Source organism: Pedobacter sp. NEAU-ZC8 (assembly GCF_059278965.1).
The window spans coordinates 129,691-152,428 of record NZ_JCAJXC010000004.1; the positions used below are offsets into that span (position 1 = coordinate 129,691).

A 22,738-nucleotide genomic window follows, 5' to 3' on the forward strand; every position below is an offset into this window, starting at 1 on the left:
CGGGGTTTTTTAATTTTGCACCATGCCTAATATATCAGTAAAGGGAATTCAAATGCCCGCCTCACCGATCAGAAAACTAACGCCATTTGCAGATCAGGCAAAAAGAGCGGGTAAAAAAGTATACCACCTAAACATAGGTCAGCCAGACATAGCTACGCCAACCGGAATGCTCGATGCCATTAAAAACATCGATTTCGACGTTTGGGCTTATACCTCTTCTGAAGGTACCCTTACCTACCGCAGCAAGCTTGCAGAATACTACAACAAACTCGGTTACAACATTACGCCTGAAGACATTTTAGTCACAGTAGGTGGTTCGGAAGCAATCACAATTGCGATGCAGACCTGCGTAAATGAAGGCGACGAGATCATTATCCCCGAGCCTTTTTATGCTAACTACAATGGTTTTGCTTGTATGAGCAACGTAGTTGTGAAACCTATTCTTTCTTATATTGAGAACGGATTTGCCTTGCCGGCGATCTCTGAATTCGAGAAATTAATTACAGACAAAACGAAGGCAATCATCATCTGTAATCCAAATAACCCAACAGGGTATTTATATTCACAAGAAGAACTGGATGCGTTAAAAGCGCTATGCCTTAAGTACGACTTGTTTTTGTTCTCCGATGAAGCTTACCGCGAGTTTTGCTATGACGGGCGTACATTCATCTCTCCAATGCACCTGGAAGGTTTAGAAGAAAATGTTGTGATCATGGATACCGTCTCAAAACGTTACAGCGCATGTGGTGCCCGACTTGGCTGTCTGATCACTAAAAACAAAGAGGTTATTAAATCTGCATTAAAGTTTGCACAGGCGAGACTAAGCCCGGGCATGGTGGAACAGATTGCCGGAACCGCTGCAGTAGATACCCCGGATAGTTATTTTGAAGAGGTAAATAAAGAATATACTTTAAGAAGAGACACTTTGGTGAGCAGATTGAACGCCATTGAAGGTGTTTTCTGCCCTAATCCAGGTGGTGCTTTCTATGTTGTGGCAAGTTTACCGATCGATGACGCAGATGCATTCTGCCAATGGATGCTGGAAAGCTTTGATCATAATGGTGAAACCGTAATGATGGCACCTGCTACGGGCTTCTACTCCACCGCTGGATCTGGAAAGAACGAAGTTCGTATGGCGTATGTTTTAAACACAGCAGACCTGGAGTCTGCCATGAACTGCCTTGAAGTTGCATTAAAGCAATATCCGGGACGTACAATTTAATCACACATTTTCTCAAGAACTAAAAGAAGTTAAATTCTGTTCGCATTGGCTTCTTAGAATTTCTTTAACAAAACAAAGCCCCTGATAGCTCAGGGGCTTTGTTTTGTTAAAGAAATTAGGCCTGATGATATTAGTTTTAAATGAAGGAAGTACATTCTCATTAGTACACCAATTGTGTAATTAATTGTGCAGTTTGTAAATCGTGTAAATCCTGACTTCGCTGTATATTGCCACCGTAAAATACGTAGTTATACTTAAAATCAGGAAAATGCTTTTTAACTCCTTCAACTTTGCTATTTTCTTACCAATAGTTTTTATTCTCTACTGGTTTGTGTTGCATAAAAACTTAAAACTGCAGAACTGCCTGCTATTGCTTTCCAGCTATTTCTTTTATGCCTGTTGGGATTGGAGATTCCTTTTCTTGCTTATGTTTTCAACAATCCTGGATTACTACACTGGGATAAAAATGTATGAGTCTAGTACGCTCCGCATGAAGAAGTTCTGGTTTTGGCTTAGCATTTCGGTGAATCTTGGCTTTCTCGGTATTTTTAAATATTACAACTTCTTTGCAGAATCGATGGCGGATGCATTAAGCGGGATTGGCTTTCAGGTTAACCCGTGGACACTTGCCGTGATCTTGCCTGTTGGTATATCCTTTTACACTTTCCACGGTCTATCCTACGTAATTGACATCTACAAAGACCGGATTAAGCCTGAAAAGAACTTCGTTGACTATTCCGTATTTGTCAGCTTTTTTCCGCTGCTTGTCGCCGGACCTATCGAGCGCGCCACCCATTTGCTCCCACAGATACAAAGAAAGCGTGTGTTTGAATACGCGCGTGCAGCAGATGGCTTGAAACAAATCCTTTGGGGATTATTCAAAAAGATGGTCATCGCTGATAATTGCGCGCAGTATGCAAACGAAATCTTTGGTAGTTCGTCTGAGCAGCCTGGTATTATGCTCGCTTTAGGCGCGATATTTTTCACTTTTCAAATCTATGGGGACTTCTCCGGGTACTCAGACATCGCACTAGGTACAGCCCGCCTATTTGGTATAGAGCTTTTAAAGAATTTCAACTTTCCATATTTTTCAAGAGACATCGCAGAATTCTGGCGGCGTTGGCACATATCCTTATCCACCTGGTTTCGAGATTACTTGTACATCCCCCTGGGGGGCAGCAAAGGTGGAAATTGGAAGCGTGTGAGAAACACCTTTATTATCTTTCTGGTTAGCGGATTCTGGCATGGAGCAAACTGGACCTTCATCGCTTGGGGATTTCTAAATGCGTTATTTATTATGCCATCTATTCTTTTCGCAACTAACCGTAGGAACCTGGATACCGTTGCACAAGGGCGCATCTTACCAGATATAAGAGAACTGTTTCAAATGCTTACAACTTTTTGCTTGACGGTATTTGCGTGGATATTTTTCAGAGCTGAAAGCATTGGGCATGCCTTTTCTTACATAGCTGGTATGTTTTCCAAATCACTATTTTCGATTCCGGCTTTCCAAAGTCGTGGTCCCGTAATCACACTTGCTTTAATAGTTATCTTCATGCTCATCGAATGGCAAGGTCGTACCAATAATTATGCGATCGAACATGTTGGTGAACGCGCTGCTAGGCCCGTTAGGTGGGCAGTATTTTCAATGATTATCTTCCTCATTGGGATGCATATGCAAACGGAAGAGTCACCGTTTATTTACTTTCAATTCTAACCTCTTTCTTAATTTTATATTACAATATATTGAGCATGCGAAAATTCGGAAAAACATTATTACTTTTTATACCATTTGCAACCCTTTCCTATGCGGTTCTACTAGTCTTCTGGGCTTTTCTGCTACCCACGTCATATCAGAAAAACCTTGCGCTACTTTCGGGGCACACCTCAACCCGCTTGAAAGAAGTTAAAAACACAAAGCATGTTGACGTACTTTTTTTAGGTTCCTCACACGCCTACCGAGGTTTTGACACGAGGATATTCCAGAATGCTGGAATTAAAAGCTTCAATCTTGGTTCAAGTGCCCAGACGCCGCTACAAACCGAATATCTTTTAAGCCAGTATCTTGACTCACTTAAGCCTAAATTTGTGATTTACGAGGTATATCCAATTACTTTTACAATTGACGGAGTTGAATCTTCCATAGACATTATTTCGAATGAGGAAGTTAATGAGGATATTATCAAAATGGCATTTGAACATAAGTCTATAAAAGTATATAACACCTTGTTGCTTTCTGCGTGCGAGCAACTACTAGGGATTAGAATGCGTAAATTGAAAGAATCCGGTTCTGAGAAATATGTTTCCGGTGGATATGTTCAAGGAGAAGAGAAATTTTTCACCGGTGGTCCAAGAAAGAAGAAAGCTATTCCCTTCGATCCTGAGCAATTTAAAGCATTTGAGAACAACATAAATGAACTGAAAAAGCGAAATATTAACTACATACTGGTACAAGCTCCATACCCAAAGACAACATATGATTCTTTCACCAATCTAGAAGGATTCGATAAAAAAATGAATAATTACGGAAAATACTACAACTTTAATGAATGTATGAAGCTCAATGACAGTTTGCACTTCGCGGACGATAGTCACCTAAATCAAAATGGAGTTAATGCTTTTAATGAGTTACTCCTGGATTCACTTGATTTAAGACCAACACTATTCACCAAGATCGCAAAGAATTAAGCCTCAGCCTCCGCAAGGTAAAAGCACCGGGCGTTAACACCGGAATTATTTCGATGTTAATGCCGCTATGCGTCCAGCTGCATTCTTGTTTTCCCGATTCAAAGCAAGTGATTTCTTATAACTCGCAAGTGCTTCTTTCGGCTGTTCCAGCACTTCATACATCTCACCTAAACTATCAAAAGCGTTGGCACTTTTAGGATGCAGGCTAACATTCAACTGAAAAATTGACAATGCCTCTTTAAATCTTTTCTGAGCCAGAAGCTGATAAGCCCAGCCATTAAGTTCATCGTCACTCAATGTAAAAGCCGGGTCTAACTTTTTCAAGCTAGCCATGGCACTACCTGTCTGCTTAAACCCGGTTTTCCGCAAGGCGGCATTCAGCTTCTTCAATCCCGGTGATAAGCCAAAACCGTTTTCAGCCTTCAAGTCAGGGATGTAAAAACCCGCAATCTCATCCGTAAACTGGTCAGGATTACCGCCCATTAAGTTAGACAGCACAATAATGGAAAGGTCATCATTCCGATATACAAAAACTGAAGAACGCCCACCACCAACTGGCGCAACTGCCGGATGTTCTGCTCTCGAAACCGTCGGCCAACCCAATGCATAACCGTTAGTCAGCCTGTTAAAGCCACCAATTCTCCCGTTGTTCAATACTGCAGGTGTCCACATGGTTTCCATGCTTGCTTTGTCTTTCAACAGTTTACCCGTTTTCAGTGCGATCACCCAGTTCGCCATATCCGTTGCCGTCGACAATATCCCGGCGGCAGTCCTGTAGAAGTCCGGAAACTGGATATAAGCTACACCAGGTTTGTCGTTACGCACAAACTGTTCGCCCTTCTGTTTCGTAAGCGTATAAGAACCCGCACTATTTGGGATAACGTCGTAGGAATCACCAAAGCGGGTCAACTTCATGTCTGCAACAGCAAATTGTCTGCTTTCAATGAACTTTGTAAAGTGCATTCCACTTAATTTGGTAATGATCTGCCCTAATAGTACATAACCGGTCTGGTTGTAACTGAACTTTTCACCGGGCTTAAAATCTATTGGACGTTTCGTAATCTCTTCCATGGCTAAACGTTCGTCTCCTTTACCCATGATCATTCCATCAGAGCCATCCATGTCGGGTAAGCCCGAAGTATGTGTCAGTACCTGCTGCAGGGTAATCTGTTGCCAGGCCTGCGGCAAGCTATCCAGGTGTTTCGACAAGGGATCTTTGATATTCAATTTACCAGCCTCTACTAGTTGCATAATTGCCACGCCGGTGAAAGCTTTAGTAATAGAATTGATCGAGAAAATACTCTTTTCTGTTGCTTTGATATTATGCTCCAGATTAGCCATCCCGTATGTGGCATGCTTAACTACTTTTCCATCACGGACCACTGCCAATTGCAACGCGGGAATCTTTTTCTCCTGCATAACACGGTTGATAAACAGATCTACACTGTCGGAAGTAGAAACACTTTGCGCCAGAAGGCACAAAGGCAATGATAAAATGGTAACTATTGCAATGGAGGCTTTGCGTGCGAACATAATTTAGCGTTTAGATATTTACTAATTAGAGCGACACCCCGAGGTTTTGTTACACAAGCTGTATCTTGCAATACAACCTCGATCTCTGAGTAGAAAATGCGTAAAGCTGCGCTAAAAGGTACTGAGCAAGAAATCAAGCCTTTAGAACTTAATCAGAGAATTTCACAACAACCTGATGCTTTGTTAAAGATGGAAAAAGAAACATTTTGCCCCGCAAGTCGCAAGGAATGGAGAACCTGGCTCGAGGAAAATCACGAAACGAAGCAGGCCGTCTGGCTCATCTACTACAAGAAAAAGAGTAAGGCACCAAGTATAAGCTACAGCGATGCTGTTGATGAGGCACTTTGCTTCGGATGGATTGACAGTACCCGTAAGTCCCTTGGAAAAGATCAATTTACGCAGTTTTTCTGCAAGCGAAAGCCACAAAGTGGATGGTCTAAAGTAAACAAAGAAAAGATAGCGCGGTTAACAGCCGCGGGCTTAATGACCCCTGCTGGTATTAAATGCATTGAACTTGCTAAACAGAATGGCTCCTGGTCAATCTTAGATGAAGTTGAAGAACTCATCGTCCCGGCAGACCTCGACAATGCCCTCGCAATGCAAGCTGGCGCAAAAGATTTCTTTCTAAGCTTAAGTAAATCCCTGAGAAAACAGATGTTGCAATGGCTGGTACTTGCAAAGCGCCCGGAAACCCGGCAAAGAAGAATCAAGGAGGTTGTAGAAGCTGCAGCCCGGCAGGAGAAGCTCAAAATATTCTTCTAAGCGCCAGAAAAGCAACTTGCTTCCTTGCCCTCCTATATAGACGATGGCAGCGACTAGCAAGGCGATGCTGACAGACTGTTGCAAATTCCAGATTCATTTTACAATAAGCGTATAATTGGCAGTATAGAATTCTGGCACAATTGTGGTATATTTGCAGTTGTAAAGGCCTAGGAATAGTTAACCTTATCCTTTACAAACATACTGGGGCCGTTTTGGATTTGACAGGGTGGAGCTAAGTATGTTAGCATGCAGTGCGTTGTACGGAGAGCACTTAAAAGAGAACGTTCAAACTATAATTGGCGAAAATAACTACGCCTTAGCTGCCTAATTTAGAATTACGCTAGCTTTTGTTCCTCTAACTGCTGCATTGTTAGGTTAGAATCAGGAGCATCGAAATAACAATGCTGGCGACTGCCAGGTACGGGGCAGCCGTGAGATAAAGTACCTAAGGAGAAAGGCAAGGTAGGTTTCCGGCCCGTCTGATCCCGACAAGAAAATGGAAAATAAGCATGTAGAAGGCATAATTTATCACACAACTGGACAAGGGTTCGAACCCCTTCGGCTCCACAAGACTCAAACGGAAAAAAGACACTCGCAAAACGGGTGTCTTTTTTTTTTAACTGGACTTCGTAAGTCGATGAGAATATAGCTAGTTAGTGTTTTGGCCTATCTACTTCAATGATGATTCATCTAAAATGTTTACCGAACGACAATGACGAAACACGTTGTAGCCGCCTCCATCCCTGCCCAAAGCAAGAACATGTCAGTCACCGAAATCCTTAAGAAGTTTCATGTATGCTGGCGTTTCTTCCATTTTGTCACTCAGTAATAGCGGATCGTCAACCGATTTGCCTTTACCTGCATCGGCATTCAAATACCAGTCAGCTTTTCCTACACCCCAGGTCGTAATTCCATATCGTTGCTTTGGCTTAACTACCTTACTATATATCCGAAAAATCTCAGAATAGATTTTAGCCTTCTTTCGCTCTTGTGCAGGGTTAAGTGTTGCAGCGCCCGCCCTTACGTCAAGTTCAGACAGGTGGATTAGTAGACCTAAATTGGCAAACCGTCTCGTGTTTCGCTCGAACTCTCCTAAATTTAGGTTAACATCGGTGTGCATCTGATTGCCAATTCCATGAAGCGGAATACCCTTAGCTTTACAGCTTTTCGCCCAATCGTAGCAGGATTGTGTCTTTTTGTTGGTATACTGAAGATCGAAGTCATTATAAAAAAGTAATGCATCCGGATCAGCCTCATGCGCCCAAATGAAAGCTTTGTTGATCACATCTTCACCAATCTTCTCAATCCAGATGTTCCTATTGGCAGCCTCAAGACCACCGCCCTTTTTGAAAAATTCATTCACAACATCCCAGGATGTTACCCTACCTTTAAAATGCTTAACCACAGTTTTGATATGGGTCTCTAGCAAATTCTCCCAGTCGGCTTTATCACCCTTAAAGTTCTTTACCCAAGCAGGAACATTACGCCAGACCAGACAATGGCCATGTACGCGCACGCCTTTTTTAAGTGCATCATTAACAATAGCGTCAGCAGTTTTAAAATCAAAGTGGCCTTTCCGAGGCTGCAACTGACCCATCTTCATTGCATTTTCAAGCGTAATGCTGTTGAAGTATTTATAAAAAACTGCTTTGTGCGACTTGTCCCTTAACATACCAGAAGCCTTCACAGCGGCTCCGAGTTTAAAGGGCAGTACATTCTTGAGCTCTTTCTTGGAAACACGAGATCGTGATGCTGGTACTGTATTCGGCGATGTTGAGGGTTTGGTTTCCAAGCTTGGCACCGGCTTCACCTCAGCTACGGAATTGCTTTTAGCCCTCTCTGATGGCCGAATGGGTTCAGGTTCTTCATTTGGTGTTTCCGGCGCTACATCCGACGATGGTTCACTGATCGTGTCTACTGCGTTTGGAGCTGTAGCTCGTGTAAGTGAATCCTCAGGCCGATTATTTGAACTATTTTCGGGCGGAACACACTGGCTGAAAGAAGCCATCAGCATCATCATAAATATGGATTTGAAAAGATTTTTCATAGTGGTGGCGCTAAGTCGTCCTAAAACCTTCCAAAGTTCGCCCAATAATTTCCAGGCTTTCCCGCATCTGTGTTTCTGTAATGATCAATGGCGGTGCAAAGCGGATAATATGCCCATGCGTAGGTTTGGCAAGCAGCCCCATATCTTTCAAGGCCACACATAGATCCCAGGCACTTCGCCCATCAGCCTGTTCGATAATTTCCACGGCATTTAACAAGCCACGTCCACGAACAACCGAAATAATATCCGGAAACTGCTCCTGCAGCTTTTGCAAGCCTGCCCTGAATAACCCACCCATTGCAGCTGCATTCCCTGCCAGATCTTCTTCTTTTACAACTTCCAACGCTGCCATGGCCACCGCGCAGGCAAGTGGATTACCCCCGAAAGTTGAACCATGTTCACCTGGTTTTATCGTCAACATGATCTCATCATCTGCCAGAACAGCCGATACCGGAAGTACACCGCCCGACAAAGCTTTCCCTAAAATCAACACATCCGGGCGTACTTCATCATAATCACAGGCCAGAAGTTTCCCTGTACGAGCGATCCCGGTTTGAATTTCATCAGCGATGAACAGCACATCATGTTGTTTACACAGCGCTTGGGCTTCAGCCAAATAGCCATCGCCAGGCAGCTTTATACCAGCCTCTCCCTGGATTGGTTCAACCAAAAATGCACAAACATCGGGATTGCGCAACTGCTGCTCCAAAGCCTCCAGGTTGTTGTGCGGCACGGAAACATAGCCCGACATATACGGTCCGAAGTTGGTCGTAGCACTTGGGTCGGAAGAAAAGGAAATGATACCCGTAGTACGGCCGTGAAAGTTTTCATCTGCAACGATGATCGTTGCTTTCTGGTCCGGAATGCCCTTTTTAACATAACCCCATCTTCTGGCAAGCTTAATTGCAGTTTCCACAGCTTCAGCGCCCGAGTTCATCATTAAAACTTTTTCGTAGCCAAAGTAGCTTGTGATGTATTGCTCGCACTCGCCAAGCTTGGAACTGTAGAAGGCACGTGAGGTTAGCGTCAGCTGACTAGCTTGTGCCGTCAGGGCAGCAATAATCCTGGGGTGGCAGTGCCCCTGGTTCACCGCACTATAAGCGGAAAGAAAATCAAAGTACCATTTACCCTCCGGATCCCATACATAAACACCCTGTCCTCTGTCTAGCACTACTGGCAGTGGATGATAATTGTGGGCGCCATATTTATCTTCAAGGGCAATTGCTTCTTCGCTGGATATTGTTCTTTTCATCGTATCTGAATTGAAGCCCAAATTACAAATTCTATCCAGGAAATTACCGCTAAGCCGCGTTCCATTGTGGAAATCAAGGCAAAGACGACGTAAATACTCATTTCATTTCTCAAGTCCTGTATAGAATTATACGAAATTTCCCGTTTTGAAAGTTCCCTCAGCGCTTCTACGTTAATGCCTTAATTTAGCGCCACATCTCAAAATTCAATCAGTTCCTATGAAGGCATTTTACCGAACGACCTTACTTGCTGCCCTATTCGCAGCAACCCTCTCTTCTTGCGAAAAAAAAGTCGCAGATCTCGAAAAACTATCTGACAAAAAGACCGGCATCATCTCCGAAAAGGTATTCCCATTAGAGGGGAATGAGATGTCTACCAGCATCCTGCCGCGCAGAGATTTACCAGCCTCCAGACTAACCAACTATTACGATGTTAAGGTAAAGGTGATCGACTCGGTGTGCGAGGAATATGTAAAAGGTACAACCAAGCTTGACCTTTCTAAACTAAAGGATGGTGAATTTGCATACGACATTAAAGACAAAAAGATCACGGTATCCTCCACTACAGGTTTCAAGAAATTAAACAACGGCCCTAAAGGCTGGTGGACCCACTGGAACTATAGCCCGTACACAGCGTCTGAGTACCCTAACGTGCTCTTCTCTGAAGGAGAAGACGGCTATGTGTCAAACTTTCTTGTGTTGAACTTCAGTAAGAAAGTAACCACCTTTGGCTTTGAAGTCGCACCAAATGCCACTGGCATCAACCTTAATGTTTCTGTAGGTTATCAAGAGGAGGAATCAAGTGTAGAAAATGAGTTGTTCAGCGTCAATCAGACCGTAAGCTCACCTTCAGGTGCAAGATTGATTGCCGTGAAATCAGAGACGCCTTTTAAAAAAGTAACCATTTACCTGGAGAACTATAAACCAGAACTGCAGGGATTAGCGATCTCTAACATCAGGTTCGCACTGGCGAAATAACCGACCAACAACTATATAACTGAAAAGGCATCCCATTTCCGGGATGCCTTTCTTTTTACTGGATATTTCTTACTGTGGATTCTGTACCACCACACCATTACTAAAGTTGATCTCGTCCTGTGGGATCAGGAACTGCCAACGGGAATCATTTGCCGGAACCTCCAGCACACCATTGGCATAACTTGCATTGTGGTTTGCGCCTGTTCTGTCCAGCGCGGAATTGCTGCGTTTTAAATCGTAGAACCGGAAACCTTCACCCCAAAGTTCTACACGCCTTTGCAGCAAGATTTCGTTGATCAATGCTTCACCAGTATTGGTTGATAGCACATAGCCAGGATCCCTGTTTACCGCAAGCGTATAAAGCGCCTGGGCCGCGCCTGCATTATCTCCAGTTCTTGCCAGTGCTTCCGCTTCGATCAGATACATCTCTGCAGCACGCATATAAGGCACATCACCAATACTTAAGCTTGGATCTGCCACCCTGAATTTACGACTCATGTACGGTGCTCTGCTGGACGTTGTGGTCGGGATAGGAAAGGAGGTATCTTTTCCTGTAGGATCCCAAAGCGCCTTACGTATGTCTGTTGCCGGAATCGCGTCGTACAATGCTGAAGAGATAGACTTCGGACTTGTTCGAATTACCGTAGAACTGTAGTTCGCTGACATGTAGGCGAAAAACGAATAAAAATAGCTGGTCTGATCTGACTGAATCCGTGAAGCCCATATCCACTCCGGATTGTCATAATTGTTAAATCCGGCCAAATACTGGTCCTCGGTCATTAAAGTATAACCAGCCCTGGCTGCTCTCGCAGATGTCACTGCGGTTGCCCAGCCCCCTTGAACAAGCGCAATACGTGCTTTGATACCCTGCGCAGTATTCACATTCAGGTGCGATTTATTAGTCGCCTTGTAGCCGGCAAGTACGGTGATTGCTTCATCAATATCTTTATTGATCTGCGTGTATACTTCCGCCACGGTATTCCTCGGCGTTGGCGTATCCTTCGGTTCAAGCACCAACGGTACTGCAAGCGAAGCATTCTGACCACCGGGAACATAGCGTTCGCCGAAAAGTTGAACCATCTGGAAATAAGCCCATGCGCGGTAAGCTAAAGCCTGGCCACGAATTGCAGCTTTATCAGCCTCCGGACCTTCCGCATTTGCAATATTCGCCAGGATCATATTTGCATTACCAATAACTACATAATAAAACTGGTAATTATAGTACAACATATTGCTTTGTGCATCCCGGTGACTGATCCAGCGGTATTCAGACAGCAACCAATTACTGGATGAGGTATTGAATACCATATCTTCTCCCAGAATATCCATATAAAGCATATTTCCGCTTTGTCCACCTTGTGATTGTACCCCAAATATCTGCGAGAACATGGTACGATGTATTCCATTCAAAGCAGCCCAGGCATTATCAGTAGAACTGAAAGCAGTTCCAGTTTCCACCTGATCGGTAGGCGTGGTTTGAAGGTAGTCTTTTTTGCAGCTTGCACTCGTGATGATCACCAGTAAACCAAGTACAATTTTGTGATATATATATTTCATCTTTAGATTTCTATTTCGTTAAAAGTTCACGTTTACACCCACTGAAATTGTGCGACTGAAGTTGTAGTTGTTGCCCACAGTTCCATTGAAAGAGGTACCTGGGAACATTCCTTTTCTCTTTGAAAGCAGACCAAGATTGTCCCCACTCACATAGATGCTTGCAGCTTGGGCCTTAATTGCGCCCAACCAATTTGCTGGCAGGTTGTAGTTCAAGGTTACATTGTTCAACTGAAAATAACTTGCATCGATCAACCACCTGGTGCTTTGACCAGCGAAATTGGCAACCTGGCCATTATCAAGACGCGGCACATCTGTGATATCTCCTGGACTCTTCCAACGGTTTAAAGCATCTACATGCAAGGCAGTGCCATAGGTTCCTCCATGCATCAATGCTGCATACGCACCGTCGTAAACTTTGCCGCCGGTTTGGAAGGTAAACTGAACGTTCAAACTGAAGTTCTTATATCCAAATCTATGGATCATCGAACCATACAGGTCTGGAATCGCACTGTCACCCGTGTACCTGTAATTCGCCTCGCCCAAAACTGTAGTTACGGTATCCTGTCCAATTACTTTTGCGTTCCTGCTAAGGTTGTTGGTTTTGTATAAGGCGCTTCCATTTTCAGGGTCAACACCATAGTACTCACGAAGGTAAAAGTCATATATGGAATGATCTACACTGTAGGCTTTCGTTCCATCCTGGATCAGGGGCACATTATCCGGCATCTTCGTTACCTTATTCTTGAATGATGTCAGGTTCAGCGTGGTGTTATAAGTAAAAGCAGATCCTTTTACGACGTCACCTGTTAAAGTCAACTCCCCTCCAGAATTGTATAAACTTCCAATATTGGTTGGGACCCTGAAATTTCCATTGTTGTATGTGCCACCAATTGAAAGTGGCTGCTCTACTTCGAAAATCAATCCGTCTGTTTTCCGCTTAAAGTATTCAATGCTACCACCCAGACGCCCTCCGAAAAGACTAAAGTCTACACCGACATCGAAGTTTTTTGAAGTCTCCCAGGTTAATTCCGGATTAGCCAGCGACCGTTGAATGATTCCTGCTTCTGCCTGATTATTTCTGCCCAGGTCATATAAGGCCTGATAAGGATAATAGCCCAAACCGCCATCATTACCTAAAACACCGTAAGATGCACGTAGCTTCAGCTGATCTACCCAGTCCGCTTTGAAGAATGCTTCCCGGTTGATGTTCCAGCCGGCACTTAGCGACCAAAAGTTTGCCCAACGCACACTTGGTGAAAATTTAGAGTTACCGTCTCTTCTGAAACTACCGCTAAACAAGTACTTTCCATCATAATCGTAAGTTAATCGTGATAAATAACTTTCTATGGTGGCGTTATCTTCGTAGGATGTAGTACCCAATACCGTCGCAAAGTTTACTAACTCCGTAATGCCGTCTACGACAATGCCACTGCGACTACCCGAAAGATAGTTATACTTGTAACTGTAGTTTTCGTGACCGGCAAGTACCTGCAGGTTATGTTTGCCGAACCGTTTGTCGTACTCTGCCAGTTGCGAGAAAGTATAACTGGTGGTGCGGTACAGGTACTGGTAAGCTCTTCCTGAAGGTGCACCATCCCCCACATTAGGGTTATCGTAGGTACGATCCTGTGTATCCTGGAAGTCAAAGCTAAGTCTGGCAGTCGCTTTTAATCCTGGAAGAATATGCACACTTCCGAAAGTTCTTGCGCCGATTGCTCCTCGAACTTGATTCTGGCGATCATTTAAATTCTCATATATCGTATGTCTGCCGGAAGCAAAAGGACGGCCATCACCAAAGTCATACTGTGGCTGACCCTTTGCGTCAAGTACTAAGTTGCCATTCGCATCATGCAAATGCACCGGATAAATTGGCGCAATCATTCTGGAGATATAGAATGGATTGATAAAGCTTGTACCTCCGCCATCATCCACATTATCATATTGTGATTTTGCATAAGTACCATTCATGTTTAGGCCGGTGCTAAACCAGGTAACCGGTTGCGTATTGATGTTTAAACGACCGTTGAATCGCTTCAAACTCGAATTGATCAGATAGCCTTCATCGTTAGTATAACCAAGTGATCCGAAGTAGTCCGTTTTTTCACTTCCGCCCGAGTAAGACATCGCATAGTTCTGACGCTTCTTTCCACCCTGTGCGGCCTGATCTGCCCAGTCCAAATCATCCGCATACAAAAGCGTCGCATTTGGGTTAAGCGTACCATCTGCCGATACAATCTGATCGTCGGCAACATTGAACGGATTGTACCGCAGCAAACTCTTCACACCAGTATAGTTGTTTCCGTTGTAGTTGGTGATGGTACCCGCAGCAATACCTCCAGCGACGTCAAGTGGAATTGCAGACGCTCCATAAGCAAGACTGTTCCGGAGGGTTTCCCACATCAGGGGATAATACTGGAAAGCGTCTACCCGTTCGTATTCAGGTAAGCCACGGCTTACCCAGCCAGTGGTCGCCTTAAAGTTCAGGGTTTGTCTGCCCGCTCTACCCTTTTTAGTGGTGATTAACACCACGCCATTTCCAGCTCTTGAACCATATAAGGCGGCAGTTGCAGCATCCTTTAGCAGTGAAATAGATTCAATATCCGCAGGGTCAATATTGGAGATATTGCCATCAAAGACACTTCCATCCACCACGTATAATGCATCATTCGAAGCCGAGATCGATCCGAAACCACGAATACGGATCCCTGGAGTAGAGCCTGGCGCACCATCAGAACTAGTCGCCTGTATACCTGGTGCAGAACCTGCAACAGCACTCATCAGGTTGGTGATCGGGCGCTTCTCAAAATCTTTGTTGTTAATCTGAGCTGAAGAACCCGTGTAGGTATTTTTGTTTGCAGTTCCGTAGGCGACGATCAGCACTTCATTAAGCTGGTTTTGATCTGGAACTAAGGTCAGGTTAATGGTTGTTCGGTTGCCCACGCTAACTTCCTGAGCAGCATAGCCGACATAGCTGAATACCAGAACCGGATTTCCCGCACTTGGAACCTTGATGGAATAGCTACCATTACTGCCGGTTTGGCTCAGGGTACTGGAGCCTTTTAATTTGATGCTCACACTGGGCATTGGGAGCCCATCATCTTTAGAGGTGACTGTTCCGTTAATTGTTCGCTCCTGCGCATAGGCGGAGCCAACAAAAAGGAACAAAAACAATAAACTTTGTACTAGTTTTTGCATTTGTACTTGTTTTAGGTTAGGGATAATTTCAATTAATGCTAATATATCATTAATCCAAAACAAACAATGCGAATTTCAGCCTTTTTAAGGCATTATAATGCAGATTACATCAGTTTTTAACGAGTAAAACAAATTATTTACAGATAAAAGCAGTATTCGACTGCGAATATTAAAAAATAATTACCTAGAATCTAAACACAACCCTTATATCGCGTCAACTTTCAAGATAACACTGGTCCTGGAAGCACGAACATCCGGATTAAAGCCAATTTTCATCAGGAAATCCCCAGTATATGTCTTGGATGGATCAATGGACGACTTTGAACCAGGATAAAGATTAAGCTCCGTTATTCTATAGTTTTTTGTTGCATCAAGACCTTTCAAGCGGATCGGTAACTTGCTGTTTTCTCCATATCGGTTATTCACCAAATAATTAAAGATCACACCCGAGGACTTATTTGCATCAATATAGGAGATTGATGCCACGGCGGCAGTCTTAGGGTCAGAAAGCCGGTATTGATCACCATGGAAAATCACAGGTTTCAAGGTGTTGTATGTTTTAATCGCATCCTGACAGAATTTAAGATCAGCATCGCCTAATTCACTTACAACGATATCGAAACCCAGTTTACCCATCATTGCTACATCAGTACGAAATTTGATCGGCTGCTTTCCCCAGTCAGTAACATGGTTCGCACTCGCGATAGCCGGATAAAAATAGGAATACTCCCATTGAATAAAGATGCGCTCCATAGGATCCGTGTTGTCGCTTGGCCAGTATTCGGTGAAATATTGCAGTGCCGCATAATCTACTCTACCCCCGCCGCCAGAACATAGCATCATCGGCACCGTAGGATATTTCGCCCGAATCCGCTTCAACACATTATACAAGCCACGCACATACTCAATGTAGAAGTGCGATTGATCCTTTAGCGTTGCAGAGTATGCGTTATAAACTACAGCATTGCAGTCCCACTTGATGTAAGATAAATTAGGGTTCTTCGTAAACAGGCCATCGACAACATCAAAGACGAAGTCCTGTACCTCAGGATTGGTCAAATCCAACTCCAGCTGATTTCTGAAATAATACTCCTCCCTTTTGGGCTGCTTTACAATCCAGTCCGGATGTTTTTCATACAACTCACTTTTTGGATTTACCATTTCAGGCTCTATCCAAATACCGAACTTAACGCCGTTTTTATCCGCTTCCTTAACCAGGGATGTAATACCATTCGGCAATTTTTGTTTATTCTCCTGCCAGTCTCCCAAACCTGCCCCATCACCATTACGAGGATATTTATTTGCAAACCAGCCGTCGTCTAAAAGAAATAAGTCTACCCCAAGCTTTTTGGTATCTTTAATCAGCTCGAAAAGCTTATTTTCATTGAAGTCAAAGTAGGTTGCTTCCCAATTGTTAAGCAAGGTTAACCGGTCCCCTTTTCCGTCGAGCAATTTATAGTTCCTTGCCCAATTGTGTAGATTTCTGCTGGCCAGCCCCTTACCGGCGGTCGATAAAGTATAGAGAAAGGCAGGTGTGGTAAAGCGCTCCTTTGCTTTGAGCGTATAATCAGAAGCGTAGTTGTTGATACCGGAGATGATCCTGAGGTTATCCTGGTTATCGAGTTCCAGATCGGTGCGGAAATTACCGCTCCACTCTAATGCGCCATATAATACCGTTCCTTCATCCTCTGTTGCCGGCTTATCCATCGATATCATAAATACAGAGGGCTGAAAGAGATTTGCACGGGTACCCAGCTTTGTGTCAAGGGTTTTAATACCATGGGTAAGTTTGGACTCTTCCGGCCGCATTTCTTTCGCCCAGTCGCCATGGTACTGATTTAGCCAGAAGCCCTCTCCTTTAAAGTATAAGTTCGCTGAAGCAAACTTCTTCAGGACAACATTACCCTTTTCGTTATTCTTGATGGAACTCCATTGCTCTACAACATCCTCATTAAAATAAACCTTATAGAATAAGTTTACGTCGAGTGCGTATACCGGATCTTTTAAGAAGACGGTTATAAGTGATACGTTGCTGTCAAGTTTCTCCACAGTATGCCGCAGATATCTTAGATCCAAAGAGTTGTTTCCGTCGGCATGGCGAACCGTAATGGCAGGCTCGAAAAGGTTCCGGGATCCAGAACTGGTATATGCGGCATTAGCTACACCTGTATAGTCTTCCGTCTGTTTGTACATGGCGGAGATTGCGTTATATTCAGCAGGCTGGCTAAGTTTTCGCCCAAAGTAAATTAAACCAAGATTGTTCTTTACATCACTTTGCAGTACTAAAGCGGTGTTCTTCGTTTCCACCGGGATGATGACCTGTGCAGAAATGCTTTGGCTAGAAAACAGCGAAGTAACTATAAGTGTGGCGCTTGCGAAGATTTTGATTGACTTAGCGTATGGTTTCAAAATAGGGCTCAGGATTATTAGGTTAGCAATCCCAAAAGATAGGTAAGAACCAGGGAAATTGCAACGCCTTTTTAGCTGCTTTATTGGATTGATGGTTAAATAATCATCAGGTTTTCAATTGTCCAATTTCATCCAAAACCAATGAAAGTTCTTCAGGCTTCCTGGTTCCTATCAATAATTTCTTCTGATTTGTAAATTCGAGTTGAAGTCCTTTGTTCCCCGACACATTGTATGCCCTTCCTTGACCAGACATACCGAACCTTAAGCCCCAACCACCATATTCGGACAGGGGCGCATATTTACGCACATAGGATTTGCTGAAAGTCTCCCAGGCATACTGCTTGTATTTAAAGTGTAAGGGAAAAAACCGTACGGCAACGCCCTCCCTGGTTATTCGTGTTTCCAGGCGAATGGATAAAGAAAATAAGGTGACTGCTGCGCTCAGCACAGCAGCAAGGGTTAAGGCGCTGTCACTCATCGGTTGGTCACCAAAGGGTTTTCCAAGCATCACCTGTTGAACGAAACCATAAATCAACAGGCTATCGATTCCAATGATGATTAACCAGAGCCACCATTGTCTGAATCTTTGCTGTTCTTTGAAGATGTAGTTTTGCTCCATAATTGTAAGTTTTAAAAATCGGTAGCCGTATAAATCATTTTACCAGCATTGTACGTTGCAGATCTTAAAACAAGATAAGGAAAATTCGCGTTCCCCGCTTATTCCCAGCACCGCTAACGATGAAACACTACAAAGCACCAGGAAGGATTCTGGACGCTTTGTCAATTTAGATGACATCTGGTCCAGAAACCAGTCCGAACAATCGGATCTTAAATGTTGTTAGCTCGATAACTTGTATTTTTGTGTTATAGAAAAATGAATATGGAAACTGAAAAAGCGATTTTAGCGGGCGGATGTTTTTGGGGGGTGGAAGAATTGATCCGTCAATATCCTGGCGTTCTTTCAACAGTAGTTGGATACACTGGTGGAGATGTTCCGAATGCCACTTACCGAAACCACGGTACACACGCTGAAGCGATTGCGATAACTTTTGACCCTAAACAGTTATCCTACCGTAAACTACTGGAATATTTCTTCCAGATTCACAATCCCACTACAAGAAACAGGCAAGGGAATGATATTGGTGCTTCTTACCGTTCCGCAATATTCTTTTTAAACGAAGAACAGAAACAAGTAGCGGAGCAACTGATCCAGGAAATGGATGCTTCTGGCATTTGGCCCGGTAAGATTGTTACCGAGGTTGTACCTGCTGGCGACTTCTGGGATGCCGAAGTAGAACATCAGGCATATTTACAGAAAAATCCGTACGGCTACACCTGTCATTTTGAAAGACCGGAATGGAAGCTGAATTAGATCTGGCAATTTATTCCATTGGTATCTTAGCTGCGTTTCGTTGAAGCCAGACTTCAAACGACTGTAGATCAGGATTTAGCGTTCTGACATATTCAATATCGCGTCTTTGCTGAAACTCATCGGCAAAGTCGTGATAGAATTGAAACATATTACCAAGATCATCCGCTCCAGGAAAGTCAAGCGCCCGATAATCATCAAAGGGCATGCTTTGGTAAGTAACATCCTGCTTCAGGGCTTTTCCAAATGCCTGCGCCATTTCAGCGCCACTGAGGTGCCCACCTGCCAGGCCTATCTTTTTACCGGTAAGCTCCGTTCCTTTCTTGAATATGCCGTATGCACATTTACCAATGTCTTCAACGGCTATCCCGCTGAGCGGTTTTTCACCCATCGGTAAGGAGAAAACCAATGTACCATCTTTTCCTTTTTTAGGTCCCATACCCAGGCTGATGAAGTTATCCCAATAAAAGCAAGTGAGTAGAAAAGTAGTTGGTACAGCTGCTTCAATAAAAAACTTGTTGGCTTCGCCCTTGGCATCGAAGTGCGGCACCTTATAGTTTTCCATCAGTGTAGGCATACGATTGTCTGTTAAAGGCACAAACTTTCGTGTATCCTCCAAAGTGGACCAGATGACATGTTCTAACCCATGTTCCTTAGCAGCATTTGCCATTGATTTGGCTTGATCAAGCTCCTTTTCCGGAGAAAAGTGGTCCCAGTAAAAGGTCACACAATAGGCTCCGTAAGCGCCCTGAAAAGCTTTCGCTAGACTGCCTGGATCATTAATGTCTGCGATAACGATCTCAGCCCCCTGTGCAGCGAGCGCTTTAACTTTCTCGGCATCCGCATTCCTTGTAATTGCCCGCACTACAAATTCGCTATTTGGATCGTTAAGGATAGCTTGTGCTAGTCCGCCGCCTTGCCCGCCGGTTGCACCGAATATGGTAATGATCTTTTTGGTTGCCATGAGCTTAGGATTGATTGAAGTTAAGGAAAAACACTCATGATAGAAAATCATTAGAGTTCTAAAGACTGACCTAATCCCCTGGACTGATAAATGCTGGTTCAATCCAGAGGACTTAGTGGTTTATTTTACTGTAGCTTCAAAGAAGAACCTTTCTTGATAGTATTTTTCATAGACTTATTCATCATTGATCGATTTGAATCATCGAAAAAATCATTGTAATTGACCTGGCCGATCACGTTTCTTTTTACCGCCACGGTATTTTTGTACGTCACTCCCTCAAGTTCATATTCAAAGCTAATAGTCCATCCCAACATCAAAGTAGACATATCCAATACACCAGTACCTAAAAAGAATGGACCCAGGTCGTAGAGATAAGATCCTGAAGACAAATCGGGATCATTCACGCTGTAATTTTTGCTCAGCACATCATTTACAAACAGCTTGATAAACTTTATCCTTATCGGAGCTGAAGTAGGATTATAGATTCCGACACTAAGTTTTGCAGAATTACCGCTGGCACTACTGCTCACCAGTGAGTTAGGCTTAGCCGCAATCTTGACAAACTTATCTATCGTTGATACCTCCACTTCGCAATATGCCTTCGCGCCGCCATCGGCTGCATTGGCTGTGATTGTTGCTTTTCCGATTGCTATAGAAGTGATTTTCCCTTGTTTATCTACAATAGCTATCGCTTCATTGGAACTTTCCCATATTATGTTTTTATTTTCTGCATTTCCAGGGAGAATATTCGCAGTAACCAATTCTGATTGGCCTAAGAGTAAACTGATGGCTGTTTTACTTAAAGTAACCTCTTTAACTTTCACAGCGGTAACTTTTATCAATAGCTTACTTGTGGCAGCACCATCATTCGACGATACGGTGAGCATAGTTTCTCCTTCGGATATCGTGGTTAGCGTTCCTGTTTGATCTACAGTAGCAACGTTATTATTCGATAGCTCGAATTTCACTGTTTTATCGGTAGCTTCAGCCGGCAGGACAGTATAGTTAAGTTTGAACTTAACACCTTTGTTAAGATTTAGCACTTCATTGCCCAGCAAAATAGATTGAACTTTAACTGGAAGAACTGTCAACGCTGTTGTTGCCGTCACATGTCCTGATTTACTGGTTACTTTAATAATTGTTTTTCCTGGCTTAAGCGTCTTAGCCAGACCTGATGATGAAATGGTCGCTATATTGTTGTCAGAGCTCGACCAAACCAGCTCTTCCGGTTGGGCATTTGGCGGAGTGGTAACTGCTTTGTACTGGACATCTTCGCCTACAAGAACTTGGACATCTTTCTTATCAATATCAAGGCCGGTAATCGCTGGCAGGCTAACAACAATCTTACATTCTGCACTAGGGTCGCCCGCTATTGTTTTCGCAGTGACAACTGCCTCCCCAACAGCCACGCCTTCAATATTTCCCTGTGCATCCACCTTCACCACAAGTGGATTGGAGCTAGTCCATAAGACTTCCTGGTTTGTAGTATTTTCTGGCACAAAACGAACATTTAACTTGTCTTTTGAACCGATGATTAAGGTTAACGCTGATTTGTCCAATAACATCTGAGTAGCCGAAATAGGTTTAACTACCACCTTACAACTTGCACTGACGGTACCATCTGAATTCCTTACTGTGACTACGGATTCCCCAACGCCAATTGCTTCTAGCTTACCCGCTTTATCTACCTTGATAATATCTTCCTTAGAAGACGACCAAATCAAAGTGGCAGAAACAGCGTTGGTGGGGTTCAATGTCGCTTTCAGGGTGTGCGACGATCCTAGCAGTAATTCTAAATTACTGTCGGATAAAGAAATGGACTTCAGAGATAAATCTGGCTTTGGCTCTGAAGGATCCTTTTTGCAGGAGAACACAACAAAAAGAATTGAGAGCATTAAAATGTATTTTTTCATGCGGTGAAGATGGGAAATAACATTATAAGTTCCCGATTCTTAAAGCAAGATGTGTATAATTCAAGCACACCCTTCCCACACCTTATTCACACTTCGCCCACACCTCGCCCACGCAACACGTGTATAAAGTATCTTTCAGCTGTTGAACAATTATCATTTACATTAGTATTATTAACCAGAATAGCTTATATTTAAAGAAACAATTAACCTCTCTTATGGCAAAGTATATACAAGGTATTAATGGCATCTTCGTTGGGAAGGTCGGAACAGTAGTTGGATGTGTATGGAAAGGCATTCCTTACATGAGGAGTAAAGGCAAGCCACGTAGCAGCCAGACCACCGAAATTGAAGCCAAAAATAGAAGCAAGTTCGCCACTGCACATGCATGGCTCCAGCCTTTGCTGGTCTTTTTACGGACGGGATTCGCTGGCTATTCAGCAACTACCGTAGGCTTCAATGCAGCGAAATCATACAACCTCAAAAACGCAATGATTCAGGGCGAAGTTGTACCAGATCTGGTTAAAGTAAGCTATGGCGACCTGCCGCTACCTGAAACACTTGACGTGTCAATGCTGGAAAATAAACTGCAGGTAAACTGGTCTACCGAATATACCCCTGGAAGCAGCGATAAAGATCAACTGATGCTACTCGCTTACCATCCGCAGAGTCGCACTGCCTTATACGAAGTACATGGTGCGTTTAGAAGCATGGGCACGCAGCTGATGGATACTTATTCTGAATTCGTTGGAAAAACGATCCATATATATGCAGCATTTGTGGCAGCAGACCGGTCAAAGCAAAGCACCAGTTTATACCTTGGCGCCATTGATTGTTGATCCTTTGTAAACACC

At 43.6% G+C, this 22,738-nt stretch carries 16 protein-coding genes and 1 other RNA gene; 8 read left to right on the forward strand and 9 right to left on the reverse strand.

Going from position 1 to position 22,738, the window contains the following annotated elements:
* Positions 1-22: 22 nt before the first annotated feature.
* The 3 genes from AC5WJX_RS04965 (at position 23) to AC5WJX_RS04975 (ending at position 3,910) form a co-directional block, all read left to right on the forward strand.
* Entirely contained in the window at positions 23-1,222 is a 1,200-nt protein-coding gene (locus AC5WJX_RS04965) for a pyridoxal phosphate-dependent aminotransferase (RefSeq protein WP_494483608.1), read from the forward strand.
* A gap of 490 nt (positions 1,223-1,712) precedes the next feature.
* A complete protein-coding gene (locus AC5WJX_RS04970; protein WP_494483609.1) occupies positions 1,713-2,939 on the forward strand; it encodes an MBOAT family O-acyltransferase in 1,227 nt (408 codons plus the stop codon).
* A 35-nt stretch (positions 2,940-2,974) separates the two neighbouring features.
* On the forward strand, positions 2,975-3,910 hold the full coding sequence (locus tag AC5WJX_RS04975; RefSeq protein WP_494483610.1) for a hypothetical protein: 936 nt from the start codon (positions 2,975-2,977) through the stop codon (positions 3,908-3,910).
* Positions 3,911-3,955: 45 nt separating this feature from the next.
* Here AC5WJX_RS04975 and AC5WJX_RS04980 read toward each other — a convergent pair whose 3' ends face one another.
* Positions 3,956-5,443: a serine hydrolase gene (locus tag AC5WJX_RS04980; protein ID WP_494483611.1), complete on the reverse strand. Its 1,488-nt coding sequence runs from the start codon at positions 5,441-5,443 to the stop codon at positions 3,956-3,958.
* A 189-nt stretch (positions 5,444-5,632) separates the two neighbouring features.
* Here AC5WJX_RS04980 and AC5WJX_RS04985 point away from each other — a divergent pair, with 189 nt between their 5' ends.
* Positions 5,633-6,205: a YdeI/OmpD-associated family protein gene (locus AC5WJX_RS04985; protein WP_494483612.1), complete on the forward strand. Its 573-nt coding sequence runs from the start codon at positions 5,633-5,635 to the stop codon at positions 6,203-6,205.
* Positions 6,206-6,408: 203 nt separating this feature from the next.
* Positions 6,409-6,775, forward strand: a transfer-messenger RNA (tmRNA) gene (gene ssrA / locus AC5WJX_RS04990).
* A 193-nt stretch (positions 6,776-6,968) separates the two neighbouring features.
* Here ssrA and AC5WJX_RS04995 read toward each other — a convergent pair.
* A complete protein-coding gene (locus tag AC5WJX_RS04995) occupies positions 6,969-8,252 on the reverse strand; it encodes an endo-1,4-beta-xylanase (RefSeq protein WP_494483613.1) in 1,284 nt (427 codons plus the stop codon).
* Positions 8,253-8,262: 10 nt separating this feature from the next.
* Complete coding sequence (rocD, locus tag AC5WJX_RS05000) at positions 8,263-9,504, reverse strand: ornithine--oxo-acid transaminase (RefSeq protein ID WP_494483614.1); 1,242 nt, start codon at positions 9,502-9,504, stop codon at positions 8,263-8,265.
* A 217-nt stretch (positions 9,505-9,721) separates the two neighbouring features.
* Here rocD and AC5WJX_RS05005 point away from each other — a divergent pair, with 217 nt between their 5' ends.
* Positions 9,722-10,480 carry a hypothetical protein gene (locus tag AC5WJX_RS05005; protein WP_494483615.1) on the forward strand — a complete coding sequence of 253 codons (759 nt, stop codon included), beginning with the start codon at positions 9,722-9,724 and terminating at the stop codon, positions 10,478-10,480.
* 69 nt (positions 10,481-10,549) lie between these two features.
* Here the strand turns inward: AC5WJX_RS05005 and AC5WJX_RS05010 are convergent, their stop codons facing one another.
* The 4 genes from AC5WJX_RS05010 to AC5WJX_RS05025 form a co-directional block, all read right to left on the reverse strand.
* A complete protein-coding gene (locus AC5WJX_RS05010; protein WP_494483616.1) occupies positions 10,550-12,037 on the reverse strand; it encodes a RagB/SusD family nutrient uptake outer membrane protein in 1,488 nt (495 codons plus the stop codon).
* Positions 12,038-12,055: 18 nt separating this feature from the next.
* Entirely contained in the window at positions 12,056-15,232 is a 3,177-nt protein-coding gene (locus AC5WJX_RS05015; protein ID WP_494483617.1) for a SusC/RagA family TonB-linked outer membrane protein, read from the reverse strand.
* Positions 15,233-15,436: 204 nt separating this feature from the next.
* Positions 15,437-17,641, reverse strand: a complete 2,205-nt coding sequence (locus AC5WJX_RS05020; RefSeq protein ID WP_494483618.1) for an alpha-galactosidase — start codon at positions 17,639-17,641, stop codon at positions 15,437-15,439.
* 106 nt (positions 17,642-17,747) lie between these two features.
* Positions 17,748-18,260, reverse strand: coding sequence for a hypothetical protein (locus AC5WJX_RS05025; RefSeq protein WP_494483619.1), 513 nt, complete (start codon positions 18,258-18,260; stop codon positions 17,748-17,750).
* Positions 18,261-18,521: 261 nt separating this feature from the next.
* Between AC5WJX_RS05025 and msrA the strand changes: the two genes are divergently transcribed.
* Positions 18,522-19,013 (forward strand): peptide-methionine (S)-S-oxide reductase MsrA, encoded by a 492-nt coding sequence (gene msrA / locus AC5WJX_RS05030; protein ID WP_494483620.1) that lies wholly within the window; start codon positions 18,522-18,524, stop codon positions 19,011-19,013.
* Positions 19,014-19,023: 10 nt separating this feature from the next.
* Here the strand turns inward: msrA and AC5WJX_RS05035 are convergent, their stop codons facing one another.
* Together AC5WJX_RS05035 and AC5WJX_RS05040 are read right to left on the reverse strand one after the other, a co-directional pair.
* A complete protein-coding gene (locus tag AC5WJX_RS05035) occupies positions 19,024-19,974 on the reverse strand; it encodes an NmrA/HSCARG family protein (RefSeq protein WP_494483621.1) in 951 nt (316 codons plus the stop codon).
* Positions 19,975-20,099: 125 nt separating this feature from the next.
* Positions 20,100-21,887 carry an Ig-like domain-containing protein gene (locus AC5WJX_RS05040; RefSeq protein WP_494483622.1) on the reverse strand — a complete coding sequence of 596 codons (1,788 nt, stop codon included), beginning with the start codon at positions 21,885-21,887 and terminating at the stop codon, positions 20,100-20,102.
* Positions 21,888-22,102: 215 nt separating this feature from the next.
* Between AC5WJX_RS05040 and AC5WJX_RS05045 the strand changes: the two genes are divergently transcribed.
* Entirely contained in the window at positions 22,103-22,723 is a 621-nt protein-coding gene (locus tag AC5WJX_RS05045; RefSeq protein WP_494483623.1) for a DUF6266 family protein, read from the forward strand.
* Positions 22,724-22,738: the final 15 nt, after the last annotated feature.

What these genes read in the sequence shown, in the direction of transcription:
- AC5WJX_RS04975 (WP_494483610.1), top strand. Translation starts at nt 2,975, where the DNA reads ATGCGAAAATTCGGAAAAACATTATTACTTTTTATACCATTTGCAACC.
- AC5WJX_RS05035 (WP_494483621.1), bottom strand. Translation starts at nt 19,974, where the DNA reads ATGGCAACCAAAAAGATCATTACCATATTCGGTGCAACCGGCGGGCAA.
- AC5WJX_RS05040 (WP_494483622.1), bottom strand. Translation starts at nt 21,887, where the DNA reads ATGAAAAAATACATTTTAATGCTCTCAATTCTTTTTGTTGTGTTCTCC.
- AC5WJX_RS04965 (WP_494483608.1), top strand. Translation starts at nt 23, where the DNA reads ATGCCTAATATATCAGTAAAGGGAATTCAAATGCCCGCCTCACCGATC.
- AC5WJX_RS05045 (WP_494483623.1), top strand. Translation starts at nt 22,103, where the DNA reads ATGGCAAAGTATATACAAGGTATTAATGGCATCTTCGTTGGGAAGGTC.
- AC5WJX_RS04985 (WP_494483612.1), top strand. Translation starts at nt 5,633, where the DNA reads ATGGAAAAAGAAACATTTTGCCCCGCAAGTCGCAAGGAATGGAGAACC.
- AC5WJX_RS05005 (WP_494483615.1), top strand. Translation starts at nt 9,722, where the DNA reads ATGAAGGCATTTTACCGAACGACCTTACTTGCTGCCCTATTCGCAGCA.
- AC5WJX_RS04980 (WP_494483611.1), bottom strand. Translation starts at nt 5,443, where the DNA reads ATGTTCGCACGCAAAGCCTCCATTGCAATAGTTACCATTTTATCATTG.
- msrA (WP_494483620.1), top strand. Translation starts at nt 18,522, where the DNA reads ATGGAAACTGAAAAAGCGATTTTAGCGGGCGGATGTTTTTGGGGGGTG.
- AC5WJX_RS05010 (WP_494483616.1), bottom strand. Translation starts at nt 12,037, where the DNA reads ATGAAATATATATATCACAAAATTGTACTTGGTTTACTGGTGATCATC.
- AC5WJX_RS04995 (WP_494483613.1), bottom strand. Translation starts at nt 8,252, where the DNA reads ATGAAAAATCTTTTCAAATCCATATTTATGATGATGCTGATGGCTTCT.
- AC5WJX_RS05015 (WP_494483617.1), bottom strand. Translation starts at nt 15,232, where the DNA reads ATGCAAAAACTAGTACAAAGTTTATTGTTTTTGTTCCTTTTTGTTGGC.
- rocD (WP_494483614.1), bottom strand. Translation starts at nt 9,504, where the DNA reads ATGAAAAGAACAATATCCAGCGAAGAAGCAATTGCCCTTGAAGATAAA.
- AC5WJX_RS05025 (WP_494483619.1), bottom strand. Translation starts at nt 18,260, where the DNA reads ATGGAGCAAAACTACATCTTCAAAGAACAGCAAAGATTCAGACAATGG.
- AC5WJX_RS04970 (WP_494483609.1), top strand. Translation starts at nt 1,713, where the DNA reads ATGAAGAAGTTCTGGTTTTGGCTTAGCATTTCGGTGAATCTTGGCTTT.